Genomic DNA, 22194 nt, shown 5'->3' on the forward strand with positions numbered 1-22194 from the left:
GAATTATGAAGTACAATCATATTAGCTCATTATAGTATTGGATAAACGTGGAGGCAAAATAAAGGGATTCCCAAGTATTGGTTCGAAGTACATAAGTGTTTGATTTAGATTTTCTTTGTGAACAATTCAACCTAGGTAGACAAGCTTTAAGCATACAAGCATTAGAATTGAAGTCATAGCTTTACCCCGTTAGATTGACGAAAAAGCAGTGACCATGATACGATATTGAAAATACTTTAATTTGCTACCACTTTACCATAGTAAAGTAAATATAAACAGTATCTAATGATAACTGACGAGGTGAACAATGAAGATGTCCAAACCAAAGGGATTTGAGAAGCCGTCTGGCGTTCGGGACTATCTGCCCCGGGCCGTAACGAAATTACGCAAAATTGAGAATGATGTACTGCATTGCATGAGTCGCTGGGGTTATCAGCAAATGATGACTCCGACGCTAGAATATTACGATACAGTTGGCGTGGCTAGCTCTACGTCCGACCAAAAGCTTTATAAATTGCTCAACAATCGTGGTCAGGCGCTAGTGCTTCGTTCTGAAATGACAGCTCCGGTTGCCCGTGTTGTGGCATCTTTATTAAAGGATGAGCCATTGCCATTGCGGTTGTCCTATCACGCTAATGTTTTCCGTGCCATTGAGGAAGAAGCAGGGCGGGAAGCGGAGTTTTTCCAGACAGGGGTCGAGCTGGTAGGTGACGATTCACCTGAGGCTGATGCTGAAGTAGTGGCGCTCGCAATTTCATCTTTGCAGGCTGCGGGTGTGAAGTCTTTTAAAATCGCGATGGGGCATGTAGGCTTTCTGAATGGTTTATTTCAAGAGGCACTTCCACAATTGCCTGAGGCTCAGGAGGAGCTGAAAAGTCATTTGCTGGGCCGTGACTACGTCTCTTTTCGTGAGACCTTACGTCGACTGGATCTGACGGAAGCTCAGAAGAACGAACTGGATGGACTCTTGCGTCTGCGTGGAGGTAAGGAGATTTGTGGACAGGCGCTGGAGCTTAGCGATCATCCGCTTGCCCGTCATTCGATAGATCATTTATGCAAGGTGTGGGAGGTACTGGTCTCTTACGGCGTATCACAGCATGTGCTGATCGATCTGACGATGATCGGGGACTTCTCTTATTATACAGGGATGACTTTCGAAGGCTATGCAGCGGAATTAGGGTTTCCGGTATGTAGTGGAGGTAGATATGATAATCTCCTTCAGCAGTTTGGACGTCCGATCCCTTCTACAGGTTTTTCTTTAAAAACGAATCGTATTCTCGATGGTGTGGCTGGATCTAACGAAGAGGAAGAGCTGCCTATCTTGATCCAATATGATGCTACTCGCAGAAAAGAAGGTCTGGAAGAGGCAACACGCTTACGGTCGGAAGGGCACGCAGTAGTGACTAGACTAGCAGCAGGTCCAGAAGAGCTTGAAACGGTGAAGCGTCTAGATACGGATACGATCGAAGCAGATGGTATGCGGTACGGCGAAATCTATACCTTTGTATCTTTTGTAAGTGAACATGGCTGAGATATCGCTAGCAAGAATGAGCGGTTAAGATAAATTTTGTATGGAAATGGAAAAGGAGGCAACTTAACGATGGCACAGATTTTGAAGGTCGCTATGCCAAAAGGTCGGATTTATGAAAAGGCTGCTGAGCTGTTCCGCCAGGCAGGTCTCCCGATTCCACCGGATGGTGAGGCATCCCGCAAGCTTGTTATTCCGCTGCCTGAGGCAGGCATGGAGTTTATATTAGCTAAACCAGTAGATGTACCTACATATGTAGAATATGGTGTGGCCGACATTGGAATCGTGGGCAAGGACGTATTGCTGGAGGAAGATCGTGATGTATATGAGCTGCTTGATCTTGGCATCGCTCGATGCCGGATGTCGATCATTGGATTACCGAACTGGCAGCCGGGGATTCAGCAGCGTGTAGCGACGAAATATCCGAATGTGGCATCAAAGTATTTCCGGGAGCAGGGACAGCAGGTTGAGGTCGTGAAGCTGAATGGTTCAATTGAGCTTGCGCCGCTGATTGGTCTCGCTGATCGTATCGTGGATATGGTAGAGACGGGCCAAACGCTGCGGGATAACGGATTAATTGAAATGAAGAGCATATTCGAAATTACGAGCCGTCTTGTGGCCAATCGTGTGAGCTATCGGATGAAAAATGAAGAGATACAGCAGCTGTGTGACCGACTACAGGCGGTTATAGGGGAACCAAATTTACGGTAGGTGACAGATGTTAAGGGGTAAAGGGAGGAACCAGCGATGAAGGTTGTATCGAGCAAGGATTTTAAGCTAGAGCGAGAAGTCGAGTATGGAACGCCAGAGCAAAATCAGGCGGTAAAGGAAATTGTATTCGCGATTAAAAAAGAAGGAGACACGGCGCTTCTTCGCTACACGGAGCAATTTGATCGGGTCACGCTCACGCCGAATCAGCTACGGGTAACGCCGGAAGAGCTTCAGGCGGCGTATGGCCGGGTAGAAGAATCTTTCGTATCCGCTATTCAAGCGGCTGCAGCAAATATCCGGGCTTTTCATGCTAGACAGAAACGGAATTCGTGGATGGATCTTCAGCCCGATGGCACGATTCTGGGACAGATTATTCGTCCGCTGAAGCGGGTAGGGGTATATGTTCCTGGTGGTAAGGCAGCTTATCCTTCCTCGGTGCTGATGAACGTGATCCCTGCACAGATCGCAGGCGTGCCGGAGATCGTTATGGTAACCCCGCCATCCACCGGCGGCAAAGAAGGGATTGATCCTTACATCCTGGTTGCTGCTGCAGAAGCAGGGGTGAATGAAATCTACCGTGTGGGCGGAGCGCAGGCGGTAGCTGCTTTGGCTTTTGGGACGGAGAGCATAGCGCCGGTAGATAAGATATGTGGGCCCGGCAATATATACGTTGCGCTAGCGAAACGCGAGGTATATGGTGCCGTGGACATCGACAGTATCGCGGGACCAAGCGAAATTGTCGTGCTCGCAGATGAGACCGCTGAGCCGGCCTATGTCGCAGCGGATCTGCTCTCGCAGGCCGAGCATGACGAGATGGCCTCAGCGATTCTAGTCACGCCATCGCAGAGCTTGGCGGATAGCGTGGCTGCCGAAGTGGAGCGTCAGCTACAGGAGCTGCCGCGACAGGCGATCGCCCGTTCATCCGTAGAAAATTACGGGGCGATCATTGTTGTGGAATCTATGGAGGAGGGAATCTCCGTAGTGAATCGTTTGGCACCAGAGCATCTAGAGATCGTTGTCGAGGATCCAATGGGCCTTGTGGGCAGCATCGAGAATGCTGGAGCGATCTTCCTGGGAGCGTATAGCTCGGAGCCTGTGGGCGACTATTTTGCCGGACCGAATCATATTATCCCGACCAATGGTACGGCACGCTTCTCATCGCCAGTGGATGTGGATGATTTTATAAAGAAATCAAGTCTGATCTATTACAGTAAAGAAGCCCTCCTGCGGGATGGAAAGACCATTATAGAGCTGGCGCGTCGCGAAGGGTTAGAAGGCCACGCACGAGCCATTGAGATTCGACTCAAGAACGAAGGAAAAGGTGGAGACGGATATGGAGAACAATAATGAACAGGCCTTGCGCCAAGCAGGATTAAGCCGTAAAACAAACGAGACGGATATCAAGCTGTCTCTTAACGTAGATGGAAGTGGAGTTTCCGAGCTGGAGACGGATGTTCCTTTTCTGAATCATATGCTGGACCTATTTACGAAGCACGGCCAGTTTGACTTGTCAGTACAGGCGCGAGGAGATATCGAAATTGATGATCACCACACGGTTGAAGACATCGGGATCTGCCTAGGTCAAGCGCTGCACGAAGCACTTGGTGATAAAAAGGGAATCAAACGTTATGCGAGTGTTTTTGTACCGATGGATGAGGCGTTGGCGCAGGTTGTGATCGATATCAGCAATCGCCCACACTTTGAATATCGCGCAACGTATCCTTCACAGCAGGTGGGCAGCTTTTCGACGGAGCTTGTTCAGGAATTCTTATGGAAGTTCGCGCTGGAAGCTCGGATTACGCTGCATGTGATCGTACACTACGGTTCTAACACACATCACATGATTGAGGCTGTATTCAAGGCGCTCGGACGGGCACTCGATGAAGCGACACTGATTGATCCACGTGTGAAGGGTGTGCCTTCTACGAAGGGAGTGCTGTAGCATGACTGTTGCAATCGTCGATTATGGCATGGGCAACCTGCACAGTGTGAGCAAGGCGGTAGAACGTCTCGGTTATGAGTGTGTAGTGACGGGGGAAGCCGAGCAAATTCTCGCTGCTGATAGTGTCATTCTGCCTGGTGTCGGTGCATTTGGCGATGCGATGGAGCAGCTGCGGGAAAGTGGTTTGGATCGTGTGGTCAAACAGGTAGCTGCCGGAACCCAGCCGCTGCTAGGAATCTGTCTTGGTATGCAACTACTGTTTAGCAGTAGTGAAGAGCATGGCAGCCATGAGGGCCTTGATATTCTCTCAGGCTCGGTGGTGCGTTTCGCTCCTAGAGATGGCTATAAAGTGCCGCATATGGGTTGGAACAAGCTGAGCTTTAGGCAGCCGCAAAGTCCGCTTTTTGCAGATCTTGATGAGGGTCATGTGTACTTTGTGCACTCTTATCATGCGCTTGTAGCGAATGAGAGTGATCTGCTGGCTGTCACCGATTATGGTTACCCAGTCACAGCTATTGTGGGGCAAGATAATGTGTTCGGCATGCAGTTCCACCCGGAGAAGAGCGGGGAGCTAGGCATCAAGCTGCTGGGAAATTTTTTGAAATTAAAGGGAGAGCGGGCGTAAGCTGCGCTATAAATATAATGTAACGAAAGTGGGGAGCGCCAAATGTCTTCTTTTATTGTATATCCGGCGATTGATATCCGGGATGGAAAATGTGTCAGGCTGCAGCAGGGGGATTACAGTCAGGAAACGATATACAATGATAGCCCACTGGAGGTGGCAAAATCATGGGAAGAGCAGGGCGGAAAGTTCATTCATTTGGTGGACTTAGATGGCGCGAAAGCAGGTCATCCTGTGAATGATGCGATTATCGGCGCTATTGCTGCTAATGCTAATGTGCCTGTTCAGGTGGGCGGTGGCCTTCGTAATCTTGCGGACGTGGAAAAATTGCTTGGGCTTGGTGTTAGTCGGGTTATTATCGGAACTGCTGCGATTAACGATCATGCTTTTACCGAAGCGGTATTGGCTAAATACGGTGATAAAGTAGCTATCGGCATTGATGCGCGCAACGGTTATGTTGCGACACATGGCTGGTTGAACACCTCTGAAGTACGTGCTGAGGATCTGGCTAAGGAATTGGCTGCAAAAGGAGCTGAGACGTTCATTTACACCGACATCTCCCGCGACGGGATGATGCAGGGTCCGAACGTGGAGGGCATTGTGTCCATGGCGAAGGTCAGCGGTAAAACAGTGATCGCCTCCGGCGGAGTCACCAGTCTTGATGATCTGTTACGTCTAAACGTGCATAGCGGCAGCGGTGTGGGTGGAGCTATTGTTGGCAAGGCGTTGTACACAGGCAATATTGATCTTTCCAAAGCTTTGCAGGCGCTCGGGCAGAAGTAGTGCTGAGTATGTGCGTTAGTTGACGAACCTGACTAATTAACTCGTTCTTACTCTGTGAAAAGTCATATTTAGGGGTGCTGGTTGCATTTTGTGCAATAGAAAGCTGAAATAGGCTTATAAGCCACCAGCTACCGAGCGACTAAGTTAGTAGAACCGGACATTACACCTCAGATGGATGATATAAGTGTACTTCATACAACTATTATTCTAATTAAGAGCGTGTTTGCTAATTTAATTGTATTTCGTGCAGCTATATATGAGAGTTGAGCTTATATTAAGCTCATTCCTAGATTTAATTGTACAAAATGCAGTTAAACACCTAGTTTGCTGGACGGAGGGTGAAATAACTGCATATTGTGCAACTAATTATGCTTATTATTTCATGAGCGCGAGCCCACAGATCGCCTAAATGAATGTGGTCTTGCGGTTGTCGCGAGCCCGTCGTCCTGCTAGAGCAAGAATCGTGGGAACATAGTGATTATAGAGTGAGTGGAGCGGGATTTAGGGGGATCAAAATGTTTTAGGCAAACACATGGAAAGGGGGATTAATAATGTTAGCAAAACGTATCATCCCCTGTCTTGACGTTAAGGACGGACGGGTAGTCAAAGGCGTTAACTTTGTGAATCTGCGTGATGCCGGAGATCCGGTAGAGCTGGCAGCGCTGTATGACCGTGAGGGTGCAGATGAGCTTGTGTTTCTCGATATATCGGCTTCCGTAGAAGGCCGGGCGACCATGATTGAGGTTGTGCGGCAGACCGCAGGTGAAATCGCCATTCCGTTTACAGTGGGCGGCGGGATCTCTACACCTGATGATATGAAGCGGATTCTTCGTGCAGGTGCAGACAAAATCGGCATTAATACGGCTGCTATCACTAATCCACAGTTAATTCTGGAAGGTGCACGCCGTTTTGGCTCTCAATGTATTGTGGTAGCAATAGATGCTAAATATAACGAGGCATTTGGTGAATGGGAAGTGTATACACATGGTGGTCGCAAGCCCACTGGCATCCGTGCTCTGACCTGGGCCAAGGAAGCTGAAAAGCTGGGTGCAGGCGAGATTTTGCTCACAAGTATGGATGCAGATGGGACGAAAGATGGCTTCGACCTGAAGCTGACCTCAGCAGTAAGCGATTTACTTAGTATTCCTGTGATTGCTTCTGGCGGCGCTGGAAAGAAGGAGCATTTTTACGATGTATTTACGGAAGGGAAAGCCGATGCGGGACTGGCGGCGACCATTTTTCACTATAAAGAGATTGCCATTAACGACTTAAAGGCTGACTTGAAGCAAAAAGGGGTAGAGATCCGATGAGCGAAACAGAAAAGAATACATCCATTAGCCAAAAAGAAGCGCTGGCCGGCATTCGCTGGAATGAAACGGGGTTGGTGCCTACCGTTGTGCAGGATGCTAACACACTAGAAGTTTTGATGGTTGCTTATATGAATTCGGAATCGTTGCAGCTCTCATTGGAAAGTGGCCAGACCTGGTTCTGGAGCCGCTCACGCAGCGAGCTTTGGCACAAAGGTGGAACCTCAGGCAATACACAAGCGATTACTTCCATATCCTATGATTGCGATAGTGATACACTGCTCGTGAAGGTTGTCCCTGAAGGACCAGCTTGCCATACTGGAGCTACGTCATGCTTTTTCCGTGACATTCCTTTGAATAACCAAGCCGAGGAATCTCAGAAATCGTTAGCTACTAGCCTTACGGATGGTGAGCGTTTTGCTGTTCTTGGTGAGCTGGAGCGCGTGATTGCTGAGCGGGAAGTAGAGCGTCCGGAAGGCGCGTATACAACTTATTTGTTCGATAAAGGTGTCGATAAGATCCTTAAGAAGGTAGGCGAAGAAGCCTCTGAAACGATTATTGCCGCCAAAAATAAAGATAATGCCGAGCTGCGTCTTGAAGTTAGTGATCTGATCTATCACTTACTAGTACTGCTACAGGAGCGCAAGCTTCCGCTGGATGAAATCATGGAAGAGTTGAGTACCCGCCACGAGCGCCCACGCCGGGACCAGTACTAGGGAGGGAACTGACGGATGCATATCGATTACCACACGCATCATGAGCGCTGCGGTCACGCCGTGGGCAAGCTTGAGGAGTATGTGCAGCGTGGGATACAGCTTGGTCTTCAGCAGCTAGGGTTATCCGACCACTTGCCGCTCATCCATGTTGATCCTGCTAGCTATTACCCTGAAATGGCCATGCCAATGGCTGAACTGCCTCGTTATGTGGAGGAATGCCTGACGCTGAAGGAACGCTACCGCGGAGTCATAGACCTGCGGGTAGGGCTGGAAGCAGATTATATTGAAGGCTACGAGGATCAAATTCGTGAGATTTTATCTCCTTACCCATGGGATTATCTGATAGGCTCTGTGCATTTTCTCGGGGAGTGGGATATCACGGATTATCGACAGGTTGATGGCTGGGAAGGCAAGGATGAACTAGAGGTATATCGCCTTTATTATGATGCTGTAAAGAAGTCGGCGTTATCAGGATTATATGATATTATAGGACATATGGATGTTATTAAACGGTTCGGCTATGGTCCTCAGACACCAGAAGGTAAAGCAGAGGTGAGAACGCTGGAGCTGGAAACCTTAAAGGTTATAGCGGATAGCGGAATCGCCATGGAGCTGAATGCTTCAGGACTTACCAAGCCATGTGCTGAGATGTTCCCGGCGGAACATCTGCTACAGGAGGCTTTAAAGCTCGGTATACCGCTTACGCTCGGCTCGGATGCACATGACCCTGCCAAGCTTGGTGACGGCTTGCAAGAGGCACGTAGCATGCTTTGGCACACAGGCTTCCGTGAGCTGGCTGTATTTGAGGGACGCCGTCGTACCACTGTTCCGTTCAAACTATAATTTATAATCCGCAGGAGGGTATTATGCATCATCAACAATTACGTATTTTTTCCGGTTCGTCGAATCCAAAGCTGGCGGCAGATATTGCAGAGCGACTTGGTGTTGAATTGGGGCAGATTAAGCTGACCCGTTTCATGAGCGGCGAGATTTACGTGCATTACGAAGAGAGCATCCGGAACTGCGACGTATTTTTGGTGCAATCCCTATCCCATCCCATTAATGAGATGTTCGTGGAACTGCTCGTGATGATAGATGCTGCTAAACGGGCATCAGCACGTACAGTTAACATTATTGTGCCGTATTATGGATACGCTCGACAGGAACGTAAGTCTGCACCTCGTGAACCGATCTCGGCTAAGATGGTAGCGGATGTACTTACGACCGCGGGCGCAACCCGTGTAATTACTATCGATTTGCATGCAGCGGCAATTCAAGGCTTTTTCAACATTCCGGTCGATCATTTGACTGCTCTCGATTTGATCAGCAGCCATTTGAAGGCCAAGGCTATGTCTGATTTGGTCATTGTTTCTCCGGATGCCGGACGTGCATCTATGGCTGAGAAGCTGGCAAATAAGCTGGATTCACCTTTTGCCATTATGATCAAGAAGCGTCCAGCCCATAATGAATCTGTAATCACTCATGTCATTGGTGATGTCGAGGGACGTACACCGATCATTATCGAGGACCTTATTGATACAGGGACTACCATCGTGAATGTGGTTGAGGGTCTGAAAGAGAGAGGTGCGAAGGACAGTATCGTCTGTGCAACGCATGGATTGTTCTCAGGACCTGCGCTGCAGCGGCTTGACCATCCCTCTGTTCAGGAAGTGGTCATTACGGACTCTATTGCGCTGCCAGATGATCATTCAAGTCGGTTTACGGTCTTATCGGTGGCACCGATGCTTGCACAAGCTACACGTATTATTCTTGAGGGCGGTTCGATCGATAAGCTTTTCAGAGACGCGGGAATTTAATTCCCCGTCTTTTTTATTTTTATGTGAAAAAGTTGCTGTTTGTGGAGTGGTAGAGTCTTTCTCAACTTGAGAATCTCGCGGTCACATGTGGTATACTGTGTGAAGATAGCCGCACCCATAAAGGGAACGGAATAGCGATTAAGTTTGGAGCTCCGGTATACCCCATTGGGCGCCGTCCTCCTATTTTTTCGTTAGTATAAAAGGAAGCTTCTTATAAGGGGGTGCCTTGCTTCCATGATGGAGAGAACTTCAGAGTATGAGGAGAATGGTAATGTTATTCCTGTCACTCTGAATGCCAATTTTTTCTTTGAAAGAGCCGTTCGGTCCTTGGATCGCTTTCAATATGATAAGGCATTAAAGAATTTTCGCAAAGCTGTAGAGTACGAACCGGAGAACCCGGTAAATCATTGTAACGTAGCAGGCGTATTATCAGAGATGGGTAATTATGAGGCGTCTAACGACATTTTGACCCATGTGCTGGAGAATATTGATCCTGGAATGACGGAATGTTATTTCTATATGGCTAACAACTTCGCCAATATGGAAAGCTATGAGGAGGCAGAACGCTCACTTGTTACTTATCTCGAAGAAGATGTGAACGGTGAATTTCTGGCCGAATCGGAAGAGTTGATGGAACTTCTGCAATATGAGCTTGATCGTCCTGCACCACTTATCCGGATTAGAAGCCGGGAAGGGGTAATAGAGCATGAGCGGGCCCGAGCGCTGTTGGAGGAAGGCAAGTTTACACAAGCCGTAACTTTGCTTGAAGAGATTGTGAGCAATACGCCAGACTTCTTGGCGGCGCATAACAACCTAGCCCTTGCGTATTTCTATATGGGTCGTTTTACCAAAGCCAAAGAATGCATTATGCGGGTGCTCGAACAGGACTCTGGGAATTTGCACGCACTTTGTAACTTGGCGATCTTTTTGCAGTATGAAGGTGACCGCGGGCAACTGGCTGGATTATTACGTCTGCTAGAGACGACTATTCCTTTTCACCAGGAGCATTTGTTCAAAATGGCCACAACCATGGGGATTCTGGGACGGCATAGAACTGCCTATGGTCATTTTCGGCGCCTGCTGAAAGATGAGGAAGTCGGCGGTGACGCCAGTTTGTACCATTACTGTGCGGCAGCAGCAAGTAATAGCGGTCTCTATGCAGAGGCTCAGCGTTGCTGGCAAAAAGCTGCTAAGCTGGATCCGGAATCGGCTGTGCCGAGATTTTTTCTGGCCCAACTGCAGCAAGCGCAGGGGGAAGGCAAGGCGTTGTCTCCAATCAGTTACAACTATCAGCTCCCCTTTCAAGAGCAGCTGAAGCTGTGGAAAGACAACAAAGGCAGTTTTGCTGAAGAGGTGCGGAATAATCCACTGCTTCGGTCTTCCTTCTTCTGGGCACTTCGCTACGGTGATGCCAATACGAAGCTTCAGGTTACGGAAGCTCTGCGCTGGATTGAGGATGAAGAAATGTCCGAGATTCTACAAGGACTTCTGAAACAACAGCCATTGCAGGAAGAAAAGCTGCAGGAAGCTGCGCTTCTGAGCCTGCAGCGACTGATTGGTAGTGTTCCGGAGGAAAATGTACTTCAGGAAGCCAAAGAAACTTCTAATGCGCGTCTGAAGGGATTGCCAGAATGGAGAGAAGATTGGCAAAAAGTCATCGACCAGACGGTAAGTATGATGGACCGGAGATTTGATGCCGTCCAGAAAAAAGATGCTGAATTACTTTGGAAGCAATTCGTGAGTAGCATATATCCAGATGTTCCTTTTATCCGTCAAACGGAAGGCTGGTGTGCTGCTTTAGAATATCTGATCGCAAAAATGCATAACCTTCCAGTCACCTACCGCGAGGTAGCTCAGCGTTATGACGTATCCGTGTCGATGGTCAGTCGTTATGCTCGGCGTATCGATGATGAATGTAGTTTTCAGGGAAGTGTGAGCGACAGTCTTCCCCCGTTTACTGAAAATATCTAAATTCTTGATGCATAAACCCTATTGTGAGGAGGCCACTGTTATGTACAAAACGATTGTAATCGGAACAGGCCCGGCCGGGCTTACTGCTGCTATTTATCTGGCACGTGCCAACCTTAACCCACTTGTAATTGAAGGGATGCAGCCAGGTGGACAACTGACAACGACAACGGAAGTGGAGAACTTTCCAGGTTTTCCCGAAGGGATTCTCGGCCCGGATTTAATGGACAACATGCGGAAGCAGGCTGAACGTTTTGGTGCTGAATTCAAGAATGGTTGGGTGGATTCAGTGGATTTTTCACAGCGTCCATTTAAAGTGACAGTAGATGGTTTGGGTGTATTAGAGGCAGAGTCGGTAATTATCTCTACCGGTGCTTCTGCCAGATATTTAGGAATACCAGGGGAGCAGGAGAATGTGGGCCGTGGGGTCAGCACTTGCGCTACTTGTGATGGCTTCTTTTTCCGGAACAAGAAGATTATCGTGGTCGGTGGTGGTGACTCTGCGATGGAGGAAGCCAGCTTCTTAACAAGATTTGCTTCTAGCGTAACCGTGGTTCATCGTCGTGATGAGCTCAGAGCTTCAAAGATTATGCAGGACCGCGCACGCGATAACAGTAAGGTTGCGTGGGCACTTAACCGTACACCGCTTGAAGTAACAACCGGCGAGTCTGGAGTTAAGGGACTGACGGTTCGCAACAATGATACAGGGCTTGAAGAACTCATCGAAGCGGACGGCGTGTTTGTCGCTATCGGTCATACGCCGAATACCGGATTCTTGGGCGGTCAGATTACGACCGATACCAATGGTTATATTGTAGTAAATCCAGGTACTACCGAGACGAACATTCCGGGTGTATTCGCTTGCGGCGACGTACAGGATACCCGTTACCGTCAAGCGATTTCCGCAGCAGGGACTGGCTGTATGGCAGCAATGGACGCTGAGAAATACCTTGAAGGCACAATGGTACATGACTGGAGCGAAAACTTGGGTAGTTAATATAACTAAATTTAATCGGAATGAATTCAAGGCAGGTGATCCTTATCTTAAAGGGGCGCCTGCTTTTTTTGTAGCAGGAAGCTGGGTACTGTTAAAATAACTGTAACAATGTCTTTCGAAAAGGGCTTGCGCATTTAAAAAATACGTTTACAATAAGAGATAATGTTAACGTGAACAATTCGGACATATTTAGCAACCAAATTATTATAATTTAAAGAAATAAATAAGTTAAAATATCATAATCTGAAAAATGTTCACGTTAAACTAATCGTAACTCCCATTATGATTATAAAGGAGAGCAGCAAACCTCATGAGCAAAAAATTCATGGATGAGAACTTCCTGTTGTCGAGTGAGACCGCCATTAAGCTGTTTCATAATCATGCGAAAGATATGCCTATTATCGACTATCATTGCCACCTCAGTCCTCAAGAGATCTATGAGAACAAGACGTTCAACAATATTACCGAAGCTTGGCTGTATGGCGACCATTACAAATGGAGAGTGATGCGGGCAAATGGTGTAGAGGAGAAGTTCATTACTGGTGATGTTAGTGACTATGAAAAGTTCTTGGCATGGTCTAGAACCGTTCCTAAGATTATCGGGAATCCGCTCTATCATTGGACACATCTTGAGTTGCAGCGTTTCTTTGGAGTATATGATTTGCTAAATGAGGCTAATGCTCCGAAGATTTGGGATGAAGTGAACAGACAGTTGCAAGGTGAAGGATATGGAGCAAGAGATCTAATTGTTAAATCGAAAGTAACTGTTGTATGCACCACTGATGACCCAGTAGATTCTCTGGAATATCATGAAAAAATCAGCAGCTTGAGTGGATTCGATGCCAGCGTAGTTCCGGGGTTTCGTCCAGATAAAGCCCTTGAGATTAATCGTCCTACCTTCAAGCCTTGGGTAGCTCAGCTAAGCGAAGTCTCAGGAATGGATGTTGAGAATTATAGTCAGTTTCTAGAAGCATTGGAGAGCAGAGTGAGATTCTTCCATGCCAGAGCGGGCCGTGTATCCGATCATGCTTTGGATGCAGTAATGTTTGAGCCTGCTACCTTGGAGGAAGCTACGGCTATATTCAACAAAGCTCTTCGTGAAGGCGCTGTAAGTGAGAGAGAAGAAAAGAAATATAAAGGGTTCACATTAGTATTCCTTGGCAAATTGTACAACGAGCTGGATTGGGCGATGCAATTCCATATCCATGCGCTACGCAATAATAACAGCGTAATGTTCGGACGACTCGGCCCTGATACCGGCTATGATTCGATTAATGATGGCGTGATTGCTAAACCGCTGGCAGGTCTGTTAGATGCGCTGGATCGTGAGAATGCGCTGCCTAAGACGATTTTGTACTCGCTGAATCCAAATGATAACCATGTCATTGCTGGTTTAATGGGCTGCTTCCAAGGCGGCGGAATTCCAGGGAAAATTCAATTCGGGACGGCATGGTGGTTCAACGATAACAAGGATGGCATGCTGGAACAGATGAAGACGCTTGCTAATCTAGGTGTGCTTAGCCAGTTTGTCGGAATGTTAACAGACTCCAGAAGCTTTTTATCATATACCAGACATGAGTATTTTAGAAGAATTCTATGTGATCTTGTAGGTTCTTGGGTAGAGGATGGAGAAGCCCCGGATGATATGGAACTGTTAGGCGGTATGATTGAGAATATCTGTTACAATAACGCTGATCATTATTTCAATTTCTCGAAACAGGCATTGGTGACTAGGTAATCGTTATGATATCCTTACATGGAAGAGCCAAACCCGTTTGATAAGGAAGGTTGACCCATGGCACCTACAATCAAGGATATCGCCAAACTGGCGAATGTTTCACATACAACTGTATCAAGAGCACTTAACAACAGTCCCCTAATTAAAGAAGTTACACGTAAAAAAATTGCCGAGATCGCTGCGCAAGTGGGTTATGTCCCCAATTACAATGCCAAAAGCCTTGTGATGCAGCGGTCATACACCATTGGCTTGTTCTTCACGAGTATCGCCAACGGCACCACGTCTGGTTTCTTCTCTGATACGATTCGTGGTGTAAATAGTGTCATAGATGTAGAGTATAATCTGTTCATCCGTGGGATCGACGATTATGCGGAATATTCCTCTATTCATCGCAAACGCTTTGATGGAATTATTCTAATGAGCCAGAGTGAAGCAGATAATAAATTCATTTACCATGTTGTCCAGCAAGGCATTCCAATCGTTGTGCTGAATCGGCAGATAGATGATCGCTCCATTATTAATATCATCTCGAATGACCGGGAAGGCGCTTATCATGCAGGCAAACACCTGATTGAGTCCGGGCATCAAGACATTGCGATCATTGAAGGTGTTGAGGGCTTTAAATCCACGCAGGAACGCAGAGACGGTTTTATAAAAGCTTTGATTGACCATAATATCCCTGTTCGTAACGATTATATGAGAAATGGTAATTACGATATGCAAAGTGGATATGAGGCGATGGGCAAGCTGCTAGATTTGGAAAAACCGCCGACGGCAGTATTCTGTTCCAATGACGATATGGCGATCGGGGCTATGAAAGCTGTGTTTGAGCGCGGGCTGCAGGTGCCGAACGATGTTTCTATTGTTGGTTTTGATGATATTGGATTTTCGCTCTTTGCGAATCCTTCGCTTACCACAGTTAAACGTCCTATTGAGAAGATCAGCGAGCAAGGAGCCCGCAAGCTGCTAAGCTTAATTAAAGAACCTTTGGAGAATGACGGGCTAACCTCGATTGATACGGAGTTTATTGCGAGAGAATCGGTTAGGAAACTGTAGAAGCAAAAGCTGCGCATAGCAGCTTGATCCTTTCACTCGTAAAGGATTTTGAATTAAAATTTTTACGTGTGCATAAATTAAGAAAATAATAATAAATATATTGAATTATAAAGTATATTTAATTATTTTATCGTGTGCATTAATAATCAGGAGGCGTTTATATGAACAGATTAAATAGTGATAGTTGGAAAGCTTACAAGCAATATCCTGAGAAGGTTCTGCAATTTGGTGAAGGCAATTTCATGCGCGCTTTTGTAGATTGGCAGATTCATACCATGAATCAAAAAACGGATTTCAATGGTGGCGTGGTGGTTGTACAACCGCTGGGTAACGGACTTGCAGAAATGCTAAATGCTCAGAACGGTTTATACACGTTGTATCTCCAAGGAATCAAAGATGGAGCAGCGGTAAAAGAACATGAGGTCATCAACTGTATTACACGAACGCTTAATCCTTTTGCCCAGCATGAGGAGTATATGAAGCTTGCCGAGAATCCAGAGCTGCGCTTTATCGTGTCCAACACCACTGAGGCGGGAATTGCTTTTGAAGCGTGCGACAAGTTAACCGATGCTCCGCAGAGCAGTTTTCCAGGTAAACTGACGGCCTTATTGTATAAGCGTTTTGAATTTTTTAACGGTGATGCTTCTAAAGGTTTTATCATCATTCCGTGCGAGCTGATTGACCGAAATGGGGATGAGCTTAAGAAGGTTATTTTGAAATATGCTGACCTGTGGAATCTGGGAGAGGGCTTTGTAAACTGGATGAATGAAGCCAACACCTTCTGCTGTAGTTTGGTAGATCGCATCGTTCCTGGATATCCAAGAGACACCATCGCTGAGATTACGGAAGAATTGGGCTATGAGGATAAGCTGGTCGTTGTCGGCGAGCAATTCCATCTTTGGGTGATTGAAGGACCGCAGTGGATTAAAAAGGAGTTCCCGGCTGAACTAGCAGGTCTTAATGTGCTGGTGGTGGATGATATGGCCCCTTATCGCACTCGTAAAGTGAGGATTTTAAACGGAGCTCATACAGCTATGACACCAGTAGCGTATTTGTACGGTATTGATACGGTTGCTGAAGCCATTGAGCACGAAGAGGTTGGGGCGTACGTGAAGTCCTTAATCTATGATGAGATTCTTCCAACGCTGGATCTGCCGGCAGAGGAATTGAATTCTTTTGCAGACGCGGTATTGGAAAGGTTCCTGAACCCTTATGTGCAGCATTACTTGATGAGCATCTCCCTTAATTCTATCTCGAAATTTAAGACAAGAGATCTGCCTTCTTTACTGCAATATGTAGAGTCCAAAGGACAATTGCCCGAGAAGCTTGTTTTCTCAATGAGTGCATTAATTGCCTTCTATAAAGGACGTAGAGGGGAAGAAGAGATTCAGCTGGCGGATGATGCGGATATTTTGGAATGGTTCGCCTCCTTGTGGGGAGGATGGGATGGCACAGACACTGGGTTACGGGCACTGGCTGTCGAGGTATTAGCAGCGACAAATCGCTGGGGCTGTGACCTGAATGAAGTGGCTGGTCTTACTAACAAGGTGACAGAAGGGCTCATTGCGATTGAGAGAACAGGTATGAAGCAAGCGCTGCAAGCGTACGTGAAGAGACCTTCACACAACTAATACACAGGAGGTGGATAACGACATGATTAAGACTATGAAAGAGGTACTGCAGATCAACGAGGCTGATAACGTGGCAGTTGCACTTAAAGACTATCAAGCAGGCGACACCATTGTGATTGGTTCAAAAGAGATTAAAATTACGGAAGCTATTGCTAGAGGTCATAAAATTGCACTAACCAGCATTAGCGAAGGCGAGAATGTATTGAAGTATGGTTATCCCATCGGTCATGCTAAAGCGCCTATCGTGCCGGGCCAGTGGGTGCATACCCATAATACGAAGACAAACCTAACAGGGGTTGAGGAATATACTTTTGAGCAGAAGCTGACCCCCAATCCTTTTAAAGTAGAGAATTTGACCTTTAAGGGGTATCGTCGCTTTGACGGATCTGTAGGTATTCGTAATGAGCTGTGGATCGTCCCTACGGTTGGTTGTGTGAATGGAGTGGCGGAGCAGATCATCAATATTTTTAAGGCAGAGGTTGGGGATATTGCGCCGTTCGATAACGTGCTCGTACTGAAGCATAACTATGGTTGCTCCCAGCTGGGTGATGATCATGACAATACTCGTACAATACTTGCTAACGCGGTTAAGCATCCAAATGCAGGCGCCGTACTTGTGCTCGGACTAGGTTGTGAGAATAACAATTTGCATATTTTTAAAGACATGCTGGGTAGTTACGATGAGGATCGAGTGCGTTTTCTTGTCTCCCAAGAGGTTGGAAACGAGATTGAAGAAGGCGTAAAGCTGCTGAAGGAACTCTACAATAACGTACAGGGCGATCATCGGGAAGAAGTCTCACTCTCTGAGCTGAAGATTGGTCTGAAGTGTGGAGGCTCGGATGGCCTGTCCGGGATTACAGCGAATCCGCTTCTTGGACGTCTGTCTGACTATATGGCTGCCCAAGGCGGCACAACTGTACTCACTGAAGTACCTGAAATGTTTGGCGCCGAAAAGATTCTGATGGAACGTGCTGCAGACGAAGCTATTTTCCACAAAATTGTTGATCTCATCAATGACTTTAAGCAGTATTTCATGGACTATAAACAGCCGGTATATGAAAACCCTTCACCAGGCAATAAAGCCGGAGGGATTACTACGCTTGAGGATAAATCGCTGGGTTGCACTCAAAAATCCGGTAATTCTACAGTAATGGATGTACTCAAGTATGGAGAGCTTATCACTAACAAAGGCTTAAATCTTCTTAACGCGCCGGGCAATGACCTAGTGGCTTCGTCGGCTCTGGCTGCTGCTGGCTGCCAATTGGTGATCTTTACGACCGGACGGGGGACACCTTTTGGTACATTCGTGCCAACAATGAAGGTGTCTACCAATACCCCATTGTATGAAGGCAAACGTCACTGGATCGATTTTAATGCGGGTGTGTTGGTTGAAGATGGTTCTCCAGATGAGGTTCTGCGTGACTTCATTAACTACATTATCAGCGTGGCTAGTGGGGAATGGGTAAATAACGAGAAGAATAACTTCCGCGAGATATCCATATTCAAAACAGGAGTAACGCTATAATAAATAATTTATTACGAATTAGACTGTCCCTTATGCTATTTAGCGTAGGGGGCAGTTTTTTTAATTTCACATTATACATAATCCATCTTTAAAAGAACGGTCATTGCTTTCTTCTAATTTAGTGATTGCAATCACTATTGCCTTATACGGCCTGTGCTAATCTGTTGTTGAGAATAGTTCTCATATAAAGGAGAAAAGTCCAATGGAAAAAATGCTGCGAATGGATGAGTCTATCTTCGAGATGGTATCCCGGCATCCAGAGGTCGTTGAGATTATGGTAGAGCTGGGCTTTAAGGACATTGCTAAGCCAGGTATGCTGCAGACCGCTGGCCGTTTCATGACCTTATCCAAAGGAATCAAGCTGAAGAAAATGGATCTCGATACCGTGAAGTTAGCATTTGAACGACATGGCTTCGAGATTATGAAATAAAGGAATCTATCATCAAAATTTCATTAAGGAGAGATCAATAATGAGTGAACTGATAAATAACCGCGAGGTTGATGTACCGGAGCAAACTCGTCGCCAAGCCATGCTCAAGGAGATTATTAAAGAACTGCATGCAGGCAAAAGCGTTGAAGAGGTTAAGGCACGCTTCGAGGAAGCTGTAGGTGATGTAACTGTTGCGGAAATCTCAGCAATGGAGCATTCGTTAATGACTGAAGAGGGAATTCCGGTATCCGAGGTACAGCGGCTTTGTTCGGTGCATACAGCAATATTCAAAGGCTCTATTGAGCAAATTCACCGCTCCTCAAAGCCTGAAGAACAACCCGGCCACCCAGTCCACACCTTCAAGCTAGAAAACCGTGAGATTGAAAGACTTGTGAACTTCCGTTTAGATTTGCATGCTACCAAATTCCAGAAGAATGACAGCGAGGAGCTGATCTTTAAGCTGCTGGAGGATCTTAGCTTACTGCTGGATCTAGATAAACACTATAGTCGAAAAGAAAATCTGTTGTTCCCTTACCTTGAAAAATACGGCATTTATGGACCAACCAAGGTAATGTGGGGCGTGGATGATCATATCCGTCGTATGATTAAAGATGCAAAAGCAGCGCTCAGCAGCTACAGCGGAAATGCAGCAGATATTGGTGTTCAACTTACGGAGATCATCAAGGAAGTTAATGAAATGATTTTTAAGGAAGAAAATATTTTATTGCCTATGTCGCTGGATAAATTGACGGAAGACGAATGGGTGAAAATCGCTCGGGAGAGCGATGAGATTGGATTCTGCCTAACGGCGCCGGAGCAGGAGTGGATACCCGAACGTGCCGCAGAGCCGGAAGGTGCAGCATTGCAGGGTGAAGCAGTGGGAGCCGCTCCGCAAGAAGGGTTTATCCGTTTTGAGACAGGGCTATTGTCACTGCATCAGCTCGAAACAGTACTCAATCACCTGCCAGTAGATCTGACATTCATTGATGAGAATGATGTTGTTCGATATTTTTCACACGGGAAGGAACGTATCTTTGCCCGAACTAAGGCAGTTATCGGCCGCACGGTCCAGAACTGTCATCCGCCTCAAAGTGTTCATGTGGTGGAGAAGCTTCTGGAAGATTTTAAGGCAGGTCGTAAGGATGCTGAGGACTTCTGGATCAACATCAAGGATAAATTTATCTATATCCGTTATTTCGCTGTCCGCGACGAGACTGGTCGGTATATGGGTACGCTGGAGTTTACACAGAATATCGCACCTATCCGTGCACTGGAGGGGCAAAAGCGTATTTTGTCAGAATAAATGGGTGATTTAGGTTATTTTCCAGATAATAATATATTCAGAAGACTCTCTTACTTAGTCGTAAGGGGGTCTTTTTAGAATATAATAGAGTATAGTATTAAAATAAGGAATTCCCGGGTGTGTTGTCTTTCCTTGACCACAGAGGGGGCTTCTATTATAGTTGGTACTTAGGATTAACTATTTTAGTATAAAAAAAGGTGGCTTGTTACATGTCTGAGAATATCTACGTTGGCGTGGATTTGGGTGGAACTGCAATTAAGGTTGGAATCTGCAATGCTGAGGGAACGCTACTGCATACTTATGAGGGACCCACAGGAACTGCAGAAGGTGTCGATACTGTTATCGATAATATCGAGAAGTATGTACGCCAAATTGTGGAGGATTCCCCGTACTCTTGGGATCAGCTTGCAGGTGTAGGCGCGGGCGTAGCAGGGTTCACAAATATTCGTGAAGGAATCATTATCCTTGCGCCCAACATAGGATTTAAAGATGTGCCGATTCGCTCCATTTTGGAAGATCGCTGGAACAAGCCTGTCAAAATAGACAATGATGCGAACGTGGCTGCACTGGGTGAAGCCTGGAGTGGTGCAGGACGCGGGATTGAAAATTGTGTCTGCTATACGCTAGGAACAGGTGTTGGTGGCGGAATCATTATCAACGGAAAGATTTATCAAGGTTTTGCAGGTCTAGCAGGTGAGCTTGGCCATATCACTGTAGTGCCGGATTTGGAAGCCATTCAATGTGGTTGCGGTAATATGGGATGTCTGGAAACCGTTTCCTCCGCTACAGGAATTATTCGTATGGCTAACGATGCAGTAGCTCGTGGTGATCGTACTTCCCTCTCAATGGTAGAGAAGATTGCTGCGAAGGAAGTCTTTGATGCGGCTAAGGCTGGCGATGAAGTAGCGATTCGCATAGTAAACCGTGCAGCATACTACCTGGGTAAATCTATGGCTTCTGTTGCAGCCGTGCTTAACCCTGAGGTCTTCATCATTGGTGGTGGTGTGTCTAAGGCTGGAGATATTCTATTTGATGAAGTTCGTCGTGTGTTTGCTAAGCTCGCACCGGCTCCGCTTCAGACTGGTGTTTCGATTATTCCTGCAGAGCTTGGTAATGATGCAGGTATTGTGGGTGCAGCAGGTCTTCTGCTTCGTTCTTAAAAGATAGGGAGTATTCATATACTAATTTAGGGAGGGGACGCTTTAATGACCGAATTGGACAATACTCCAACGGCTGGAGCCACCCTGATCATTATTACCGGAATGTCAGGTGCGGGTAAGACAATTGCTGTGCAGAGTCTGGAAGACCTAGGGTTCTTCTGTGTCGATAATTTGCCGCCGGTGCTGATCCCTAAGTTTGCAGAACTGATTGAGCAGTCGAAGGGTAAGATCGCCAAGGTAGCGCTTGTGATTGACCTGCGCGGTAGGGAGTTCTTCACTGCTTTGTCCGAGTCTCTAGCCTATATCAAAGATGAGTCAACCATTGGCTGTGAAATCTTGTTCTTGGATGCTACGGATTCGGTGCTTGTGCAGCGTTACAAGGAAAGCCGGCGTCATCATCCTCTAGCGCCTAAGGGACTTCCGCTTGATGGTATCAAGCTGGAACGTAAAATGCTTGAGGAATTAAAGAATTCAGCTACATTATGTCTGGATACTAGCAGTATGAAACCAGTGCAGCTCAAGGAGAAGATCGTTTCTCGGTTCTCGCATTTAGGAAAAAGTACACTCTCCGTCAACATTACATCGTTCGGATTTAAGTATGGTATTCCTATTGATGCAGACCTCGTCTTCGATGTTCGCTTTTTGCCTAACCCACATTATGTGGATCACCTGCGGCCAAAAACAGGTCAGGACAGCGATGTATATGACTATGTAATGAAGTGGCCTGAAACACAGGTGTTCCTGACCAAACTGCTCGATATGCTTCATTTCTTAATTCCGCAATATCGTAGGGAAGGTAAATCCCAGATTATTATCGGCATTGGCTGTACAGGCGGGAAACACCGTTCAGTAGCCATTTCTGAATATTTGGGCAAAATGCTGGGCGTCAGCGAAACGGAATCCGTAGCCGTTAGTCATCGGGATTCCGAGCGTGATCGGCACTAATGAGAGAAGGGGTCC

Annotated in this window: 20 protein-coding genes; all 20 read left to right on the forward strand. The window is 46.7% G+C overall.

Translation table 11 applies throughout. From position 1 onward, the window contains the following. Window positions 1-313: 313 nt before the first annotated feature. The 20 genes from NYE25_RS21810 to rapZ all read left to right on the forward strand — a co-directional run bounded on the left by NYE25_RS21810 (window position 314) and on the right by rapZ (window position 22179). Window positions 314-1531, forward strand: coding sequence for an ATP phosphoribosyltransferase regulatory subunit (locus NYE25_RS21810; protein WP_339799667.1), 1218 nt, complete (start codon window positions 314-316; stop codon window positions 1529-1531). 69 nt (window positions 1532-1600) lie between these two features. Further along, entirely contained in the window at window positions 1601-2239 is a 639-nt protein-coding gene (gene hisG / locus NYE25_RS21815; protein WP_042123270.1) for an ATP phosphoribosyltransferase, read from the forward strand. A 36-nt stretch (window positions 2240-2275) separates the two neighbouring features. Further along, window positions 2276-3586, forward strand: coding sequence for a histidinol dehydrogenase (gene hisD, locus NYE25_RS21820; RefSeq protein ID WP_076286830.1), 1311 nt, complete (start codon window positions 2276-2278; stop codon window positions 3584-3586). Continuing rightward, window positions 3573-4181, forward strand: a complete 609-nt coding sequence (gene hisB / locus NYE25_RS21825; RefSeq protein WP_036687073.1) for an imidazoleglycerol-phosphate dehydratase HisB — start codon at window positions 3573-3575, stop codon at window positions 4179-4181. Before hisD ends, hisB begins: the two co-directional genes overlap by 14 nt. A 1-nt stretch (window position 4182) precedes the next feature. Further along, entirely contained in the window at window positions 4183-4806 is a 624-nt protein-coding gene (gene hisH / locus NYE25_RS21830) for an imidazole glycerol phosphate synthase subunit HisH (RefSeq protein WP_339268140.1), read from the forward strand. A gap of 42 nt (window positions 4807-4848) precedes the next feature. After that, window positions 4849-5586, forward strand: coding sequence for a 1-(5-phosphoribosyl)-5-[(5-phosphoribosylamino)methylideneamino]imidazole-4-carboxamide isomerase (gene hisA / locus NYE25_RS21835; RefSeq protein WP_076286827.1), 738 nt, complete (start codon window positions 4849-4851; stop codon window positions 5584-5586). Between the two features lie 551 nt (window positions 5587-6137). Beyond that, the gene (hisF, locus tag NYE25_RS21840) at window positions 6138-6896 is read left to right on the forward strand and encodes an imidazole glycerol phosphate synthase subunit HisF (RefSeq protein ID WP_042123282.1); all 759 of its coding nucleotides are present in this window, start codon (window positions 6138-6140) and stop codon (window positions 6894-6896) included. Continuing rightward, the gene (gene hisIE, locus NYE25_RS21845) at window positions 6893-7609 is read left to right on the forward strand and encodes a bifunctional phosphoribosyl-AMP cyclohydrolase/phosphoribosyl-ATP diphosphatase HisIE (protein ID WP_341146809.1); all 717 of its coding nucleotides are present in this window, start codon (window positions 6893-6895) and stop codon (window positions 7607-7609) included. Before hisF ends, hisIE begins: the two co-directional genes overlap by 4 nt. 15 nt (window positions 7610-7624) lie before the next feature. Next, window positions 7625-8452, forward strand: a complete 828-nt coding sequence (hisJ, locus tag NYE25_RS21850; protein ID WP_341146810.1) for a histidinol-phosphatase HisJ — start codon at window positions 7625-7627, stop codon at window positions 8450-8452. A 23-nt stretch (window positions 8453-8475) separates the two neighbouring features. Further along, window positions 8476-9426 (forward strand): ribose-phosphate diphosphokinase, encoded by a 951-nt coding sequence (locus NYE25_RS21855; protein ID WP_042123288.1) that lies wholly within the window; start codon window positions 8476-8478, stop codon window positions 9424-9426. A 234-nt stretch (window positions 9427-9660) separates the two neighbouring features. Beyond that, window positions 9661-11397 carry a tetratricopeptide repeat protein gene (locus NYE25_RS21860; RefSeq protein ID WP_076286824.1) on the forward strand — a complete coding sequence of 579 codons (1737 nt, stop codon included), beginning with the start codon at window positions 9661-9663 and terminating at the stop codon, window positions 11395-11397. Window positions 11398-11437: 40 nt separating this feature from the next. Beyond that, a complete protein-coding gene (trxB, locus tag NYE25_RS21865) occupies window positions 11438-12391 on the forward strand; it encodes a thioredoxin-disulfide reductase (protein ID WP_341146811.1) in 954 nt (317 codons plus the stop codon). 310 nt (window positions 12392-12701) lie between these two features. Beyond that, a complete protein-coding gene (gene uxaC, locus NYE25_RS21870) occupies window positions 12702-14129 on the forward strand; it encodes a glucuronate isomerase (RefSeq protein WP_341146812.1) in 1428 nt (475 codons plus the stop codon). A 57-nt stretch (window positions 14130-14186) separates the two neighbouring features. Continuing rightward, window positions 14187-15185, forward strand: coding sequence for a LacI family DNA-binding transcriptional regulator (locus NYE25_RS21875; protein ID WP_042184018.1), 999 nt, complete (start codon window positions 14187-14189; stop codon window positions 15183-15185). Between the two features lie 161 nt (window positions 15186-15346). Then, a complete protein-coding gene (locus tag NYE25_RS21880; protein WP_341146813.1) occupies window positions 15347-16816 on the forward strand; it encodes a tagaturonate reductase in 1470 nt (489 codons plus the stop codon). A gap of 34 nt (window positions 16817-16850) precedes the next feature. Further along, window positions 16851-18341, forward strand: coding sequence for a UxaA family hydrolase (locus NYE25_RS21885; RefSeq protein ID WP_341147764.1), 1491 nt, complete (start codon window positions 16851-16853; stop codon window positions 18339-18341). Window positions 18342-18543: 202 nt separating this feature from the next. After that, entirely contained in the window at window positions 18544-18771 is a 228-nt protein-coding gene (locus NYE25_RS21890) for a DUF1858 domain-containing protein (protein WP_076299971.1), read from the forward strand. A gap of 40 nt (window positions 18772-18811) precedes the next feature. Beyond that, the gene (locus NYE25_RS21895) at window positions 18812-20074 is read left to right on the forward strand and encodes a DUF438 domain-containing protein (protein ID WP_341059063.1); all 1263 of its coding nucleotides are present in this window, start codon (window positions 18812-18814) and stop codon (window positions 20072-20074) included. Window positions 20075-20283: 209 nt separating this feature from the next. Beyond that, window positions 20284-21234, forward strand: a complete 951-nt coding sequence (locus tag NYE25_RS21900) for an ROK family glucokinase (RefSeq protein ID WP_042184026.1) — start codon at window positions 20284-20286, stop codon at window positions 21232-21234. A 45-nt stretch (window positions 21235-21279) separates the two neighbouring features. Beyond that, window positions 21280-22179, forward strand: coding sequence for an RNase adapter RapZ (rapZ, locus tag NYE25_RS21905; protein WP_042123306.1), 900 nt, complete (start codon window positions 21280-21282; stop codon window positions 22177-22179). The last annotated feature ends 15 nt before the right edge of the window (window positions 22180-22194 follow it).

The sequence above is a fragment of the Paenibacillus sp. FSL E2-8871 genome (assembly GCF_038000345.1).
Classification (GTDB): Bacteria; Bacillota; Bacilli; order Paenibacillales; family Paenibacillaceae; genus Paenibacillus_AQ.